We start from the raw sequence: 12,988 nt of genomic DNA, 5'->3' as shown, positions 1-12,988 counted from the left end.
GGGTTTTGGGCTAAGTCTTTAACTATAACTTAACAAAGGTAATAAATAGTTTTTAAACTGCAACACTTTGAATCATTATTTTTGCATTTCATACTTACTTTTTTGGAGTAAATTTTTCTTTACCTGTTAACAAATGGAAGAATAAAACAAAATCCGAGGCCAGGCTATAAAAAGGATATTTGAAAGTGGCAGGCTTATTCTTTTCAAAGAAAAAATGGCCTACCCATGCAAACCCGTAACCTATTACAGGTAATAGCCAAAGAAACCAATATTTGGACAAGAAAATAGCAGTAGCCAAAATGACAAATAACAAAGCAGTTCCAATAAAATGAAGCTTCCTACTGGTAGGGTTTTGGTGCTCAGAAAGGTAAAAGGGGTAAAACTCCTTTAAGCTTTTGAATTTTGTTTCCATGATTAAATTGGGTTAAGGTAAGTTTTGATTCATATGGGACAAGTAGGTTTCCACGATTTTTTCCACAGATTTTTCCAGTTTCTTTTTCTTTTCACGGGATTGATGGACTTCGGAAACTGCTGTCAATTGCATGAGAATTTTGTCGTTTTTAGGGTCAATAAAATCAACGATCAATTGGAGCAGTTCATAATTTTTGGTCGAATACAGGGACTGGTTATTGAACCTGGGATCAAACATAAATGGATCCCAAACCCTCCAACCCCACATGGGGTACATATTGTTAAACACTTCCCGTTGCCTAACATCTTCATTTGAGGTAAACCTGACTACCAATTCAGGGTTTTCGGTTTCATATCTCATCCCGGTTTTCTCTAAGGCATCTTTTAAACCTTCTCCCACCAAGGCATTCAGGAAATCATCGTTAAAACCCTTGAGTCCCACTTCATTGTTTAATATTACGAAGTTTTGGTACTTTTTATAGGGCTTGAACTCGGTTTTTTCTTTGAATATCTCAATAGAGCTGCAAGAAGAGAACAAAACAAGTACTCCAAAGGCAAGCAGTCTTAGTGTGTTTGTTTTCATTAGGTAATCTGGTGCTGATCTTAATCTAATAACGGTAACTATATTAAAAAATGTTTTCCAAACTATCTAAATTGATTCCATACTTATATGTGGAAAATGACTTTTTCCAAATAAAAAATTATATTTGGTTAGCTTTCATTTAAAATCTATACCCCTATGAAAAAAGTATTTGCTATTTGTTTGTTTTTTGTATCCCTATCAATTTTGGCGCAAGAAGAGACTGCTTTAGATTCTGCTTCGGCAATTATGGAAGAAGTGAAGTTTTGGGATTCCGAATTAAGCGTAGGATTTAATTTCAATCAGGCGGCATTCAGTGGCAACTGGAAGGCGGGAGGTGTTAATTCCGTGGCTTTTGGTTCCCTTGTTACCGGAAAGGCCAATTACACCAAGGGAAAATATTCCTGGGTCAACCAATTGGAATTCATATACGGTTTGGTCAGAAATGATGGCCAAGACCTCCGCAAATCCAATGATAGGATTTTCTTGGATTCTAAGGTTGGTTACAAAGTTTCTGAAAAATGGGGGTATTTTGGTTCACTCAATTTTATTACGCAATTTACAGATGGTTTTGATTATTCAGGAGACGATCCATTAAGGATTTCCGGATTTTTTTCACCTGCTTTTTTGACCACAGGTGTAGGTATGGAATATATTCCCAACGAATCCTTTAACCTTAGGCTGGCACCCTTTTCGCCTAGATTTACATTTGTGACAGACCCAACTATTGCAGACAATGTGCCGACTAATTATGGTGTGCCTATTGGCAGCAAAGTGAGAACCGAGTGGTTGGCTTTCCAGCTTTTTATGACCTACAACAAGAGTATTGCAGAAAATCTGACATTAAATGCCCGTTATCAGATGTTTGCCAATTATGAGACCTTGGCATTCAAAAACATAGACCATAGGCTGGACCTTACTATTGCTGCAAAAATAACCAAGTTCGTAGATGTGACTTTTACCAGCATCAATGTCTATGATATTGACATGGATTCGAAAATTCAGTTCAGCCAGGCACTTGCATTGGGGATTTTGTATAAAGTGAGTAATAAAAAATAGGTGTTGGAACACGATTTTTTTAAAATATTTTGAATTTTATTTTTAAGTGCTATTTTTGTTTCAATTGTGGTAGTTAAATAATAGTTGGTTTAGTTTTCATATAAAGGGCAGGGGATTTTCTCCTGCTTTTTTATTTTCAGGATCAAGTGTGAAATTGTAATAATTGTAAGGGATTGATACATTAAAATTTTCAGAATATGACAAAAAAAGCAACCAAAACCGGTTGCTTTTTTTTCTGTTCTAAAAACTCACGTCTTCTATTTCTTTGGCTTCCTGATACTGATCACAGGTAAATCAGTCATGGCGATTAGGTTTTCAGTTACGCTGGGAGAAAAGTATTGCATTAAATCTGATTTTCCAGAGGTTACCAATGCTATTCCATCAGCCTTTGATTTTTCGGCAAATTGTAAAATTCCTCGTTCTTCTTTGAAGGCATCAATAATATGGATGTCATAAGAATAATTCCCAAATTCCTTTAAATAGGATTTTCCTATACTTAATATGTCATTGGTTTCCATAAAGTAAGTCGGCGTATTCACAAATAGGACTTTAAGTTTTACACCCAATTCTTCGGAAAGCTTTTCAACTGTTTTGAAGGATTCTCCCGTGTCCTCTTTGAAGTTTGTTGCAAAGACCAGGCTTTCCAATTTCATTTTGGGATTGTTTTCCTTGATTACAAAAACCGGAACATCTGATCTTCTGAGCATGCTATAAGTATTAGATCCTAGAATATGATCCCTGAATCCATATTGTCCATGAGAGCCCATTACTACCAAATCAATGTGTTCAGAAGCAACATACTTGTGGATTTTTTCATTTCCGTCATTATAAACCAATATTTTTCTCGCGGATAGGCCTGCTTTTTCAGCTTCGTCCACCAAATCATTCAATTTATCCTTTGCCTTAGCAATTGCAGCTTTGGTCTCAGGGAAGAAATTTTCTTGATCTTTGGTCAATTTGATCCAGTCCACAGGCGTAATCACCACGTGGATGTATATGAGTTCTGCCTGAATTTTTTTTGCCAACATAAAAGCGAAGTCTTCAGCTGCTGTGGCACAGGTAGAAAAATCGGTGGGAACAAGTATCTTTTTCATGACTATCAGGGGTTTGGTTGTTCAGTTATATAAAGATAGAGCACAGATAAAAAAAATATACTATCCCTAATCATCAAAAAACATGATAAAAATCAGTAAACAAAACACAAAAAAAGCCTTTTGTGAAACAAAAGGCTTGTTGTGCACCCGGAAGGATTCGAACCCTCAACCCTCGGAGCCGAAATCCGATATTCTATCCAGTTGAACTACAGGTGCTTAGAGGAACGGTTCTTGTTGAACCGTTCTATGTCTTTAGGCGATGGCTGCCCTTACTTTTTCAGCTGCTTCCTTCAAGGTAATTGCTGAAGAAACTTTAAGTCCGGATTCGTCAATAATCCTTGCGCCTTCCTCTGCATTTGTTCCCTGAAGTCTCACGATAATAGGTACAGGTATATCACCAATAGATTTATAGGCTTCTACCACGCCATTCGCAATTCTGTCACACCTTACGATGCCACCGAATACATTGATCAAAATGGCTTTTACATTTGGATCCTGAAGAATAATCCTGAAGCCTGCCTCAACAGTGGTTGCATTGGCACCACCTCCTACATCAAGGAAGTTAGCAGGTTCACCACCGGACAATTTGATCATATCCATGGTAGCCATGGCCAAACCAGCACCATTCACCATACAGCCCACGTTTCCATCAAGTTTCACATAGTTTAGTCCTGATTTGCCAGCTTCTACCTCCAAAGGATCTTCCTCTGCCAAATCTCTGAGGTCAGCCAGATCTTTATGTCTGAACAAAGCATTGTCATCCAAATTTACCTTAGCGTCTACAGCAAGGATTTTATCATCAGAAGTTTTTAATACCGGATTGATTTCAAATTGAGAGGCATCTGATCCAATGTAGGCATTATAGAGCGCTGTAATAAACTTCACCATTTCTTTAAAGGCATTGCCCTCCAGCCCTAATTTGAAAGCTACCTTTCTTGCCTGGAATGCCTGCAGACCTACTTTCGGGTCAACCCATTCCTTGATGATTTTTTCAGGATGTTTTTCAGCAACTTCTTCAATGTCCATACCGCCCTCTGTAGAGGCCATAATTACATTGGAACCCTTAGCCCTGTCCAAAAGGATGGATAGGTAATATTCTTTTGGTTCGGAAGCTCCTGGATAGTACACATCTTCAGCCACCAAAATTTTGTTTACTTTTTTTCCTTCGGTACCTGTTTGAATGGTCACCAAAGTTCCACCAAGGATGTTTTTGGCTTTTTCAGGAACGTCTTCAAGCTTCTTGGCTAAAACTACACCATTGGAATCCGTTTCTTTGATTTTTCCCTTTCCTCTGCCTCCGGCATGGATTTGGGCTTTGATCACATACCAGGAAGTTCCGGTTTCTGCATTCAGTTTTTTTGCTGCTTCAAGTGCTGCTTCAGGCGTATCGGCAACGATACCTTCCTGAATTCTAACACCATAGCCTTTCAAAAGTTCTTTTGCTTGATATTCGTGTATATTCATCCTTGTGAAATTTTTGCCCGAAGTTAAGTGCTACTCTTTGATTTTTCAAGTCAAGCATTCCTCTTTTTGGGAAATATATGCCATTTTTGAACCTTATTACATCAGAGGTATTTAATTTAATACACAAAATCAAGAGGCATGCTGAAGGCAATTGGAATTCAAAAGTACTATGGAGATTTACATGTGCTCAAAGGGGTAGATGTGGAAATATTTGAGAATGAAGTAGTTTCTATAGTCGGGGCTTCTGGTGCCGGGAAAAGTACCCTCTTGCATATTCTTGGTACCCTTGACCAGGCAGATAAAGGCGAGGTATGGATTGGAAATACTTTAATTTCAAAATTAAAAGGAGATAAACTGGCAGATTTTAGAAATGCACAGATTGGATTTATTTTTCAGTTCCATAATTTATTACCGGAATTTACTGCAGAGGAAAACATCATCATTCCTGGATTGATTGCCCAAAAACCCGATACTTTGTTAAGAAAAAAAGCAGCGGAATTGGCTGACTTGCTGGGTTTTTCAGGTAGGTTGGACCATAAGCCCTCTGAACTTTCCGGAGGGGAACAGCAGAGGGTGGCTGTAGCCAGGGCTCTGATCAATGATCCTAAAATAATTTTTGCAGATGAACCAAGCGGTAACCTGGATTCACAAAATGCCCAGGCACTTCATGAGCTTTTTTTTACATTAAGAGAAAATTTCGGCCAGACTTTCGTGATTGTAACCCATAACCAGGATTTGGCAAAAATGGCGGATAGAACACTTACCATGCAGGATGGGACCATTCTTTCGATGGATAGAAATATAAAAAGCCAATAAAAATCCGATTTCAATTCAATAAATTTCTAATTATCCGAATTTCCTTTCGTTATTTAGAATTAAAAATGCCATCGTTTTGAATTAATCTCTTAAGTTCTTTGTCGAACCGCAGCATACAACATATGTTATTGGCAGGCTTCCTGTTTTCTCTGATGAATGTATCAGTGAAACTTGTTTCCCATATTCCTGCCATAGAGATTATCCTGTTCAGGTCTGTGTTCAGTTTGATATTTACTTATTTTTTGATCAAGAAAGCAGGGGTATATGTTTTTGGTACCTATAAGAAATTGCTCATTTTGCGGGGAGTGGTCGGTTCCATTGGTCTCATCGCTTTCTTTTATAACCTACAGTCCATACCCCTGGCTTCAGCAGTGACCATCAATTACCTTGCACCGGTTTTTACGACCATCTTGGGAATTTTCATCGTTAAAGAAAAAGTCAGGCCTATTCAATTTGTTTTTTTCGGGATTTCATTTGCAGGGGTAGTAATCATTGAAGGATTTGACCCGAGAATTTCAGGATTTGATCTTGCGGTGGGATTAATCGCTGCCATATCCATGGGTTTCGCTTATAACCTGATAAGAAAAACCGGTAATTTGGAACATCCTTTGGTCATCATGTTTTACTTTCCTTTGATCACAGTCCCCATCGCCGCTATAGTTACTTATTTCGTTTGGGTAATGCCAGTAGGTTGGGATTGGTTGATATTGTTGGCCGTGGGTTTATTGACCCAATTTGCCCAGTACTTCATGACCTTGGCTTATCAGAATGCCCAATTATCCAAGGTTGCCAGCCTGAGTTATCTAGGGATAGTCTATGCTTTGGGATTTGGGTATTTTATTTTTGATGAAACATTTACGCTGATTACCTTTTCAGGCATGTTATTGGTATTGGCGGGTGTTTTGTTAAATGTGACGTCAAGAAAATAAAGGAACGCTTTGGGTAAAGATTTTTCCTAACATTTCCAAAGTCCATTTTAAAAATAGCAGGAGTATTAAGTGCAGAATTTTGATGAAGGTTTTTTGGAAACTATAATACAAACCAGGCTAATCTTTTAATTTTGAATTTTATTGAAGCTAACAAATGAAAATTACCAAAGACCTCTATCAAGGCTCTCTCGCCCTTTTGACAGATTTTTACCAACTGACTATGGCTTATGCTTACTGGAAATCAGGAAAAGCGGAAGAGGAAGCAGTTTTTAATTTATTTTTCAGAAAAAATCCATTTCAGGGAGGTTATTCGGTTGCAGCAGGCCTGGATTATATCATTGACTTCTGCAGGAATTTTAGATTCGAGGAGGATGACCTGCGGTACTTGAGGGAGATGCAGAATACGGATGGCTCTCCCACATTTGAGTCTGCATTTATAGAATACCTCCAAAATATGGAATTTTCCTGTGATATGGAGGCTGTAGAGGAAGGCACTGTGGTGTTTCCCCATCTGCCTTTGATCAAGGTGAAAGGTCCCCTTATTCAATGCCAGTTGCTGGAAACGCCCCTGCTGAATATTATCAATTTTCAGACACTGATTGCCACCAAAGCAGCCCGTATAGTTTATGCTGCCAAAGGGGATGCGGTATTGGAATTTGGTCTTAGAAGAGCCCAGGGAATTGACGGTGCTTTGGCCGCAAGTAGGGCAGCTTATATTGGGGGCTGCGCTTCCACCAGCAATGTCATGGCAGGTAAATTATTCGGAATTCCTGTATCCGGTACGCATGCCCATAGTTGGATCATGTCTTTTGATACCGAACTGGAGGCTTTCAAAGCCTATGCAGAGGCCTTCCCTGATAAATGTGTTTTTCTTGTGGATACCTATGATACCATCAATGGTGTCAAAAATGCCATTGAGGTGGGAAAGATGCTCAGAGAAAAGGGAAAAGAAATGATTGGGATAAGGATAGACTCAGGGGATTTGGCTTACTACAGTAATATTGCCAGGGAAATGTTGGACGCCGCAGGTTTTCCAGATGCAAAGATAGTGGCTTCCAATGACCTGGATGAGCAAATTATCACTTCGCTTAAAATGCAGGAAGCGTCGATAAATGTATGGGGGGTTGGCACCAAGTTGGTGACCGCTTATGACCAACCGGCTTTGGGTGCTGTTTATAAATTGGCGGCCATTAAAACCGAAGAGGGAACATGGGAACCCAAAGTGAAAGTTTCCCAACAATCCATAAAAATCAATATTCCGGGTATTCAGAATGCCGTCAGGTATTCAAAAAACGGTAAAGCTATTGCCGATATGATCTACCTGGAAGGAGAGGACCTTTCCAATACTCAGTTTATGATCATTGATCCTGTGGATCCAACCAAACGAAAGAAAATCAATACCAATGGTTTAGATCAGGAGATTTTACTTAAGCCTATCTTTATCAAAGGGCAGAAAGTATATGAAAGGAGAGATATCCATCAGATCAAACAAAATGCGGAAAGAAATATGGGCATGTTTGATAAAGCTCATAAACGCTTCGTGAATCCTCATATTTACCCGGTGGGATTAGAAGAAAAGCTATATGATATCAGAACCCAATTGGTATTCAAAATGAAGAATTATGATGGAGCATAAAAAGATAATTTTCAGTATTCCTTCCTATACTTATTTATTGGATAAGGTGGTAACAATGGGTGATTTTGAAAGAGGAGAGATAGAAGTTAAAATTTTCCCTGATGGTGAGAGGTATCAGCGGATACATTCACCAGTGAACGGAAAAGAAGTGGTCTTAATTGGAGGTACGATTTCTGATGGGGATACTTTGGAAATTTATGATTTAGCTTATGCCCTGATCAAGTATGGCGCTAAATCAATCCATTTGGTATTTCCTTATTTTGGATATTCTACTATGGATAGGGCTGTAAAACTGGGAGAAGTAGTGACGGCAAAATCAAGAGCAGTGATGTTTTCTTCCCTTCCAAGAACAAGCTTAGGTAACCACTTTATGTTTTTTGACCTTCACTCAGAGGGGATTCCATATTATTTTGAGGGGCAAGTTCTGATCAACCATGTGTATTGTAAACCCATCATTATCAAAGCAGCCCGGGAATTGGCAGATGATGGCTTTGTCATGGCATGCACCGATGCGGGAAGAGCCAAATGGGTCGAATCCCTTGCCAATGAAATGGGAGTGAATGCAGCTTTTGTTTTCAAAAGAAGGATTTCAGGCGATAAAACAGAGGTGACAAGTATATCCGCTGATGTTGATGGCAAGGATGTGGTCATTTATGACGATATGGTACGGACTGGAGGTTCTTTGATCAATGCAGCAGAAGCTTATAAGGCCGCTGGAGCAAAAAAAATCTATACCATCAGTACCCATGGACTGTTTACCAACAATGCCTTAGAAAGGATTCAGAAATCAGGAGTTATCGAAAAAGTGATTGCCACTGACACCCATCCTAATAGTATTGAACTTCAAAACGAATTCCTTCAGGTCGAAAGTATTGCACCTTTGATAGTCAATCAACTCAAACCTTTAGCATCATAACATTAATTTCATCATGAGAGCATTAATCATTGTAGATGTACAAAATGATTTTATTCCAGGGGGAGCATTGGCCGTTAAAGAGGGAGATCAGGTAGTTCCCATCATCAATTCAATTCAGGAAAAATTCGATTTTATTGTGGCTACGCAAGACTGGCATCCTGCGGATCATGGCAGTTTTGCGGCTAACCATGAAAGTAAAGAAGTAGGGGAGTTTATTGATTTGAATGGGGTTCAACAAATTCTTTGGCCTGTACACTGTATTCAGGGCACCATAGGGGCTGATTTTCATCCTATGTTGGATAAGAAAGGTTGGCGCGCTGTTTTTCAAAAGGGGACCAATCCTTTGGTGGATTCTTACAGCGGTTTTTTCGACAATAACCGTCAGGGTGATACCGGATTGTCCGCTTACCTCAAATCTGAAGGAGTAGATGAGATTTACGTTTGTGGATTGGCAACTGATTATTGTGTGAAATTCACGGTGCTTGATGGACTGGATCAGGGTTTTAAAGTATATTTAATTGCTGACGCAACAAGGGCAGTAAATCTTCGACAAGATGATTATGAGAAAGCCATTGAAGAAATGAAAAATGCGGGTGCCCAAATATTAAGCTCTTCTGATTTGTAACGCTTGGCCGTGTGATATAAGGTACATTTCAAGGAAAGCTTCAAATGTAAATTTGTAAAAATTTTAAACTTAAAATTTGAAGCAATCAATCATGAAAACATCTATATCTACAGTAGTAGTTTTCCTTTCGATATTCCTTATCAGTACTGTAAGTTTTGCCCAGAATAACAGGTTATGGGATGATAACCAAATTGGTTGGCATGCCTTTTTCCTAAATTACAAAATTAACCAATCTTTATCCTTTCATGGGGAATTTCAATGGCGAAGGACAGGTTTTGTCACTGATCCCCAGCAAGATTTATACAGAACGGGACTCAATATTAAGTTGCATCAAAATGCTACTGCAAGGGTAGGTTATCTTTATGCAGATACCTACAGTTACGGTCAGATTCCATTGAATAGCCTGGGAATGGAATTTCCAGAGCACAGGACTTATCAAATGTTAACCTTGACCAATCCTATAGGACTTTTTCAAATTTCAAACAGATTTATGTTAGAACAAAGATGGGTTGGTACATTCAGTAGTAAAAATCTTGAGAGACCAGATAACTATATTTACCTTAATAGGGTAAGGTATATGGCAAGGGTAGACGTTCCTTTAAAAGGAAGAACGATCGCAAATGCTGTCCCTTATATGGCTGCTTATGATGAATTGATGATAGGATTTGGAAAGAATGTAAACCAAAACGTATTTGATCAGAACAGGATAGGAATTTTGACGGGTTACCGTTTTTCAGACCATGTTAGGATTGAGGGTGGGTACTTCAACCAAATAGTACAACTTGGGAGACTTGTTGAAGGAAAAAACGTTTTCCAAGGAAATAAAGGTTACATTATCAATACCTACCTTAATTTTTAAAACCTAAAACAAGGAATGATGGTACTCCTTCTGTTCCGTTGATTAGGATCCCCGAAGAGGAAGGAATAACGGATGGAGATTTCGTGTGCCCCGCCAGATTGTCTTAAGGCCATTTTGGAAATGGTGAAATCATAGCTGTAACCAATATCCAGACCGCTTTCCAATGTAAAGCCAATCAATCCCACGATGGATTCATTATTTGGAAGGGCATATTTAACAGGGAAACCTCTATACCAAACGCCCATAACCAGTGGCTGAATAAAAAATTGGGCTCCTAAATCCAATTGGTTGAAAGGATCCTGGTGTTTGTAGTTAAAAGCAAGAAATGCAGACCTTTCCTGCCTTGAATTGTTGAAATAGTTGTTGATAAAGCCTTCTCCCAGATCAATTTTTATCCCGCCGTGTGCTGATATCCTCATGGGAAGTTTACTGATATTTTCATCAATGAAGGAAACATTGGGTTGGGTCAGGTGATGGGCTGAGACGCCCAGCCAATATGTCTGGCTATGGTAAAGCATGCCAAAATTGAAGTCTGCAAACCGATGCCTGAAGTCTTCTGGTAAACCTTCACCACTGTCCGGGTTAATGGTTCCCCGATTGATATCCAATTGAGAACCAAAAATCAAATCTCCAAAATAAGCATCTCTGGCCACATAGCTGACTTGTCCTCCAACCCTTAAAAAGGATTCATGTCCCAATTTTAGCCTGTAAGAATACAATAATCCGATCTCATTTTGGTTCAGCCGTGCCTTGCTTTCCATGCTGCCGTTAAAAATCAAACCTATGCCAGAATTGATATCAAACATATAATGGTCTATATAAGCGGAATAGGTGTTGAAGGAATGATCTAAGCCCGGCCATTGGTTCCGGTAATTCATTCCTATCCTGGTCAGGTCGGAAGCACCGGCGAAGGCAGGGTTCAAATATAGAGGTGCAGCATAAAACTGTGAGTATTGGAAATCTTGGGCCAAAACACCAATACTGCTAAAAATCACCATTAGAAATAAACCAATTTTTTTCATAACTGAATATTTTACCTAAAAATTAAATTATTACCTAAAATCCGCAGGATTTTAGTTTGGAGATTTGAATCTGCTTGTTTGTGTTCATTTTTGGTCTAGTTCGGGAATTTCTTCCCTTTGATTGAAGAGTGTTCATAGTTTTGAGACAATGGATTTTAGGTTTGAGGATAAAATGGACGGTTTTTTTTCCTCAATTTTAATGGAAAAGGCATACCTCTTCCCTGTAAATCTTTATTTTTTGAGCTCCTGAGGGGTTTTTATCTGAATTTAGTTCAAAATCGGCTTGTAATCCTTACTCGTGAACAGTTTGAGCACTTCTCTTCTTCCCGTTCTTATCCACTTGGCTGAAACAGTGATAAATCTGAAGATAAACTTCTTGAGCCTGTCGGTAGGCTTAAGCCAATCAACTTTTCTGGAATACTCTCCAATGATATAGGTGTAAAAATTGGCATACATAGCCGTCATAAGCATAAAGGAGGTATTCTCTGCAAGGAACGAACAGGGCAACTTAGACCAGCCAAAGTCATTGTTGAGTACATCAAACAAGCGTTCGCTTGCACCCCGGGCGTTATAAAACCTTACAACAGCTTCATTGGACGATGTATGTTCATTGGTCAGAATAGCCCTGTAAGTAAATGCATCTCCACTAAACACATCTGCCTGCCCGTCTTTACGCCTGATTCTGGTAATGACCAGCCTGTAAGACCTGTCTTTACCGAAAGGTTTGTAGTCGGATAGGTCAGTAACTTCCATTTCCTGTACACCCAAACGTATTTTCTGCCACTTCTCAGGGGCTATACTTCCAAGGATATTATCCAGTTTGGCACATCTGTTTGCCCGTATATAAAAGCTTTCGGTATGTGCTTCCAGTGTGCGGAGAACTTCTTCCTGATAGGATGCTGAATCGGCTCTGAACCTTCCGATACGGATATTTTCATTGGTAAGCTGCCCAAACATGCGTGTAAGTGTATCAGCCTGCAAATATTTGGCCTGACTGTTGCCATTTCTGCCCTCTACGTACACAGGAATGGCCTGTGAAAATTCAGGATGTGCTATGGAAGCTACACCTGGCTGATATCCATAGACGTGTTTATATGTCTTTTTTGAATCGTACTTTTCAGTTGGAATGACGGTGTTGTCATAATCGAGGTCGTAAGCAACACCTGACTTGAGTAATCCGGTCTTACAAGCTGATTTTAACAACAAGCTGTTGAGTTTTCCATTGATATTAAATTCATGGCTTACTCCACTGGACGGATTTATAAAGAGTTCTGTATCAACAGCAAGCTCTTTGATACCTCTCAGAATTGTATCGGCACTGCATACTGAAAATGAAGGGACCTGTTCAAGTGCGTCTCTCAAGTGAACATTGATATCTTCAGTACAGTCGCCACCATTAAAGAAAATAGCCATATGATTGGCGAAAATGTCACTGTATGAAAACCCTCCCCTTAAGGCTCTAACCCCCAATTGATTATCAATGAGTTCTGGGAGACCAGAATTTTTGAAAGAGTTAAAAACAAAATTAAAACCTCCGAAAGGTGTGATTTTTTCTGTCGAATTCGTAATTTTCATAC

Annotated in this window: 13 protein-coding genes and 1 tRNA gene; 7 read left to right on the top strand and 7 right to left on the bottom strand. The window is 39.1% G+C overall.

The window, feature by feature from the left end:
* Positions 1-94: 94 nt before the first annotated feature.
* Both BC751_RS16015 and BC751_RS16010 read right to left on the bottom strand, forming a co-directional pair.
* Positions 95-412 carry an Mpo1-like protein gene (locus tag BC751_RS16015; protein WP_130276534.1) on the bottom strand — a complete coding sequence of 106 codons (318 nt, stop codon included), beginning with the start codon at positions 410-412 and terminating at the stop codon, positions 95-97.
* A 12-nt stretch (positions 413-424) separates the two neighbouring features.
* Positions 425-994, bottom strand: coding sequence for a DUF4136 domain-containing protein (locus BC751_RS16010; RefSeq protein ID WP_130276533.1), 570 nt, complete (start codon positions 992-994; stop codon positions 425-427).
* A 156-nt stretch (positions 995-1,150) separates the two neighbouring features.
* Here BC751_RS16010 and BC751_RS16005 point away from each other — a divergent pair, with 156 nt between their 5' ends.
* Positions 1,151-2,050 (top strand): DUF3078 domain-containing protein, encoded by a 900-nt coding sequence (locus BC751_RS16005; protein WP_130276532.1) that lies wholly within the window; start codon positions 1,151-1,153, stop codon positions 2,048-2,050.
* A 257-nt stretch (positions 2,051-2,307) separates the two neighbouring features.
* Here BC751_RS16005 and BC751_RS16000 read toward each other — a convergent pair whose 3' ends face one another.
* From BC751_RS16000 to sucC, 3 genes are all read right to left on the bottom strand, one after another.
* Positions 2,308-3,144 (bottom strand): universal stress protein, encoded by an 837-nt coding sequence (locus BC751_RS16000; protein ID WP_130276531.1) that lies wholly within the window; start codon positions 3,142-3,144, stop codon positions 2,308-2,310.
* 142 nt (positions 3,145-3,286) lie between these two features.
* Positions 3,287-3,360, bottom strand: a tRNA-Arg gene (locus tag BC751_RS15995).
* 36 nt (positions 3,361-3,396) lie between these two features.
* Positions 3,397-4,608, bottom strand: coding sequence for an ADP-forming succinate--CoA ligase subunit beta (sucC, locus tag BC751_RS15990; RefSeq protein ID WP_130276530.1), 1,212 nt, complete (start codon positions 4,606-4,608; stop codon positions 3,397-3,399).
* A 138-nt stretch (positions 4,609-4,746) separates the two neighbouring features.
* Here sucC and BC751_RS15985 point away from each other — a divergent pair, with 138 nt between their 5' ends.
* The 6 genes from BC751_RS15985 (at position 4,747) to BC751_RS15960 (ending at position 10,389) form a co-directional block, all read left to right on the top strand.
* Complete coding sequence (locus tag BC751_RS15985; protein WP_130276529.1) at positions 4,747-5,424, top strand: ABC transporter ATP-binding protein; 678 nt, start codon at positions 4,747-4,749, stop codon at positions 5,422-5,424.
* A gap of 122 nt (positions 5,425-5,546) precedes the next feature.
* On the top strand, positions 5,547-6,353 hold the full coding sequence (locus BC751_RS15980; RefSeq protein ID WP_130277612.1) for a DMT family transporter: 807 nt from the start codon (positions 5,547-5,549) through the stop codon (positions 6,351-6,353).
* A 154-nt stretch (positions 6,354-6,507) separates the two neighbouring features.
* The gene (locus tag BC751_RS15975) at positions 6,508-7,989 is read left to right on the top strand and encodes a nicotinate phosphoribosyltransferase (protein WP_130276528.1); all 1,482 of its coding nucleotides are present in this window, start codon (positions 6,508-6,510) and stop codon (positions 7,987-7,989) included.
* A complete protein-coding gene (gene prs / locus BC751_RS15970) occupies positions 7,979-8,905 on the top strand; it encodes a ribose-phosphate diphosphokinase (protein ID WP_130277611.1) in 927 nt (308 codons plus the stop codon). The genes BC751_RS15975 and prs overlap by 11 nt, the downstream gene beginning before the upstream one ends.
* Positions 8,906-8,918: 13 nt before the next feature.
* Entirely contained in the window at positions 8,919-9,530 is a 612-nt protein-coding gene (pncA, locus tag BC751_RS15965; RefSeq protein ID WP_130276527.1) for a bifunctional nicotinamidase/pyrazinamidase, read from the top strand.
* 91 nt (positions 9,531-9,621) lie between these two features.
* Complete coding sequence (locus tag BC751_RS15960; RefSeq protein WP_130276526.1) at positions 9,622-10,389, top strand: DUF2490 domain-containing protein; 768 nt, start codon at positions 9,622-9,624, stop codon at positions 10,387-10,389.
* Here BC751_RS15960 and BC751_RS15955 read toward each other — a convergent pair.
* Together BC751_RS15955 and BC751_RS15950 are read right to left on the bottom strand one after the other, a co-directional pair.
* Entirely contained in the window at positions 10,386-11,411 is a 1,026-nt protein-coding gene (locus BC751_RS15955; RefSeq protein WP_130276525.1) for a PorP/SprF family type IX secretion system membrane protein, read from the bottom strand. The two genes, BC751_RS15960 and BC751_RS15955, sit on opposite strands and share 4 nt — an antisense overlap.
* 267 nt (positions 11,412-11,678) lie before the next feature.
* The gene (locus tag BC751_RS15950) at positions 11,679-12,986 is read right to left on the bottom strand and encodes an IS1380 family transposase (RefSeq protein ID WP_130273823.1); all 1,308 of its coding nucleotides are present in this window, start codon (positions 12,984-12,986) and stop codon (positions 11,679-11,681) included.
* Positions 12,987-12,988: the final 2 nt, after the last annotated feature.

The sequence above is a fragment of the Cecembia calidifontis genome, from assembly GCF_004216715.1.
In the GTDB taxonomy this organism is placed as follows: domain Bacteria; phylum Bacteroidota; class Bacteroidia; order Cytophagales; family Cyclobacteriaceae; genus Cecembia_A; species Cecembia_A calidifontis.
This window is presented reverse-complemented; position numbering and strand designations above follow the sequence as displayed.

Excerpts from the sequence above, each read along its gene's own strand:
- BC751_RS16015 (WP_130276534.1), bottom strand. The coding sequence starts at position 412 with ATGGAAACAAAATTCAAAAGCTTAAAGGAGTTTTACCCCTTTTACCTT.
- BC751_RS16010 (WP_130276533.1), bottom strand. The coding sequence starts at position 994 with ATGAAAACAAACACACTAAGACTGCTTGCCTTTGGAGTACTTGTTTTG.
- BC751_RS16005 (WP_130276532.1), top strand. The coding sequence starts at position 1,151 with ATGAAAAAAGTATTTGCTATTTGTTTGTTTTTTGTATCCCTATCAATT.
- BC751_RS16000 (WP_130276531.1), bottom strand. The coding sequence starts at position 3,144 with ATGAAAAAGATACTTGTTCCCACCGATTTTTCTACCTGTGCCACAGCA.
- sucC (WP_130276530.1), bottom strand. The coding sequence starts at position 4,608 with ATGAATATACACGAATATCAAGCAAAAGAACTTTTGAAAGGCTATGGT.
- BC751_RS15985 (WP_130276529.1), top strand. The coding sequence starts at position 4,747 with ATGCTGAAGGCAATTGGAATTCAAAAGTACTATGGAGATTTACATGTG.
- BC751_RS15980 (WP_130277612.1), top strand. The coding sequence starts at position 5,547 with ATGTTATTGGCAGGCTTCCTGTTTTCTCTGATGAATGTATCAGTGAAA.
- BC751_RS15975 (WP_130276528.1), top strand. The coding sequence starts at position 6,508 with ATGAAAATTACCAAAGACCTCTATCAAGGCTCTCTCGCCCTTTTGACA.
- prs (WP_130277611.1), top strand. The coding sequence starts at position 7,979 with ATGGAGCATAAAAAGATAATTTTCAGTATTCCTTCCTATACTTATTTA.
- pncA (WP_130276527.1), top strand. The coding sequence starts at position 8,919 with ATGAGAGCATTAATCATTGTAGATGTACAAAATGATTTTATTCCAGGG.
- BC751_RS15960 (WP_130276526.1), top strand. The coding sequence starts at position 9,622 with ATGAAAACATCTATATCTACAGTAGTAGTTTTCCTTTCGATATTCCTT.
- BC751_RS15955 (WP_130276525.1), bottom strand. The coding sequence starts at position 11,411 with ATGAAAAAAATTGGTTTATTTCTAATGGTGATTTTTAGCAGTATTGGT.
- BC751_RS15950 (WP_130273823.1), bottom strand. The coding sequence starts at position 12,986 with ATGAAAATTACGAATTCGACAGAAAAAATCACACCTTTCGGAGGTTTT.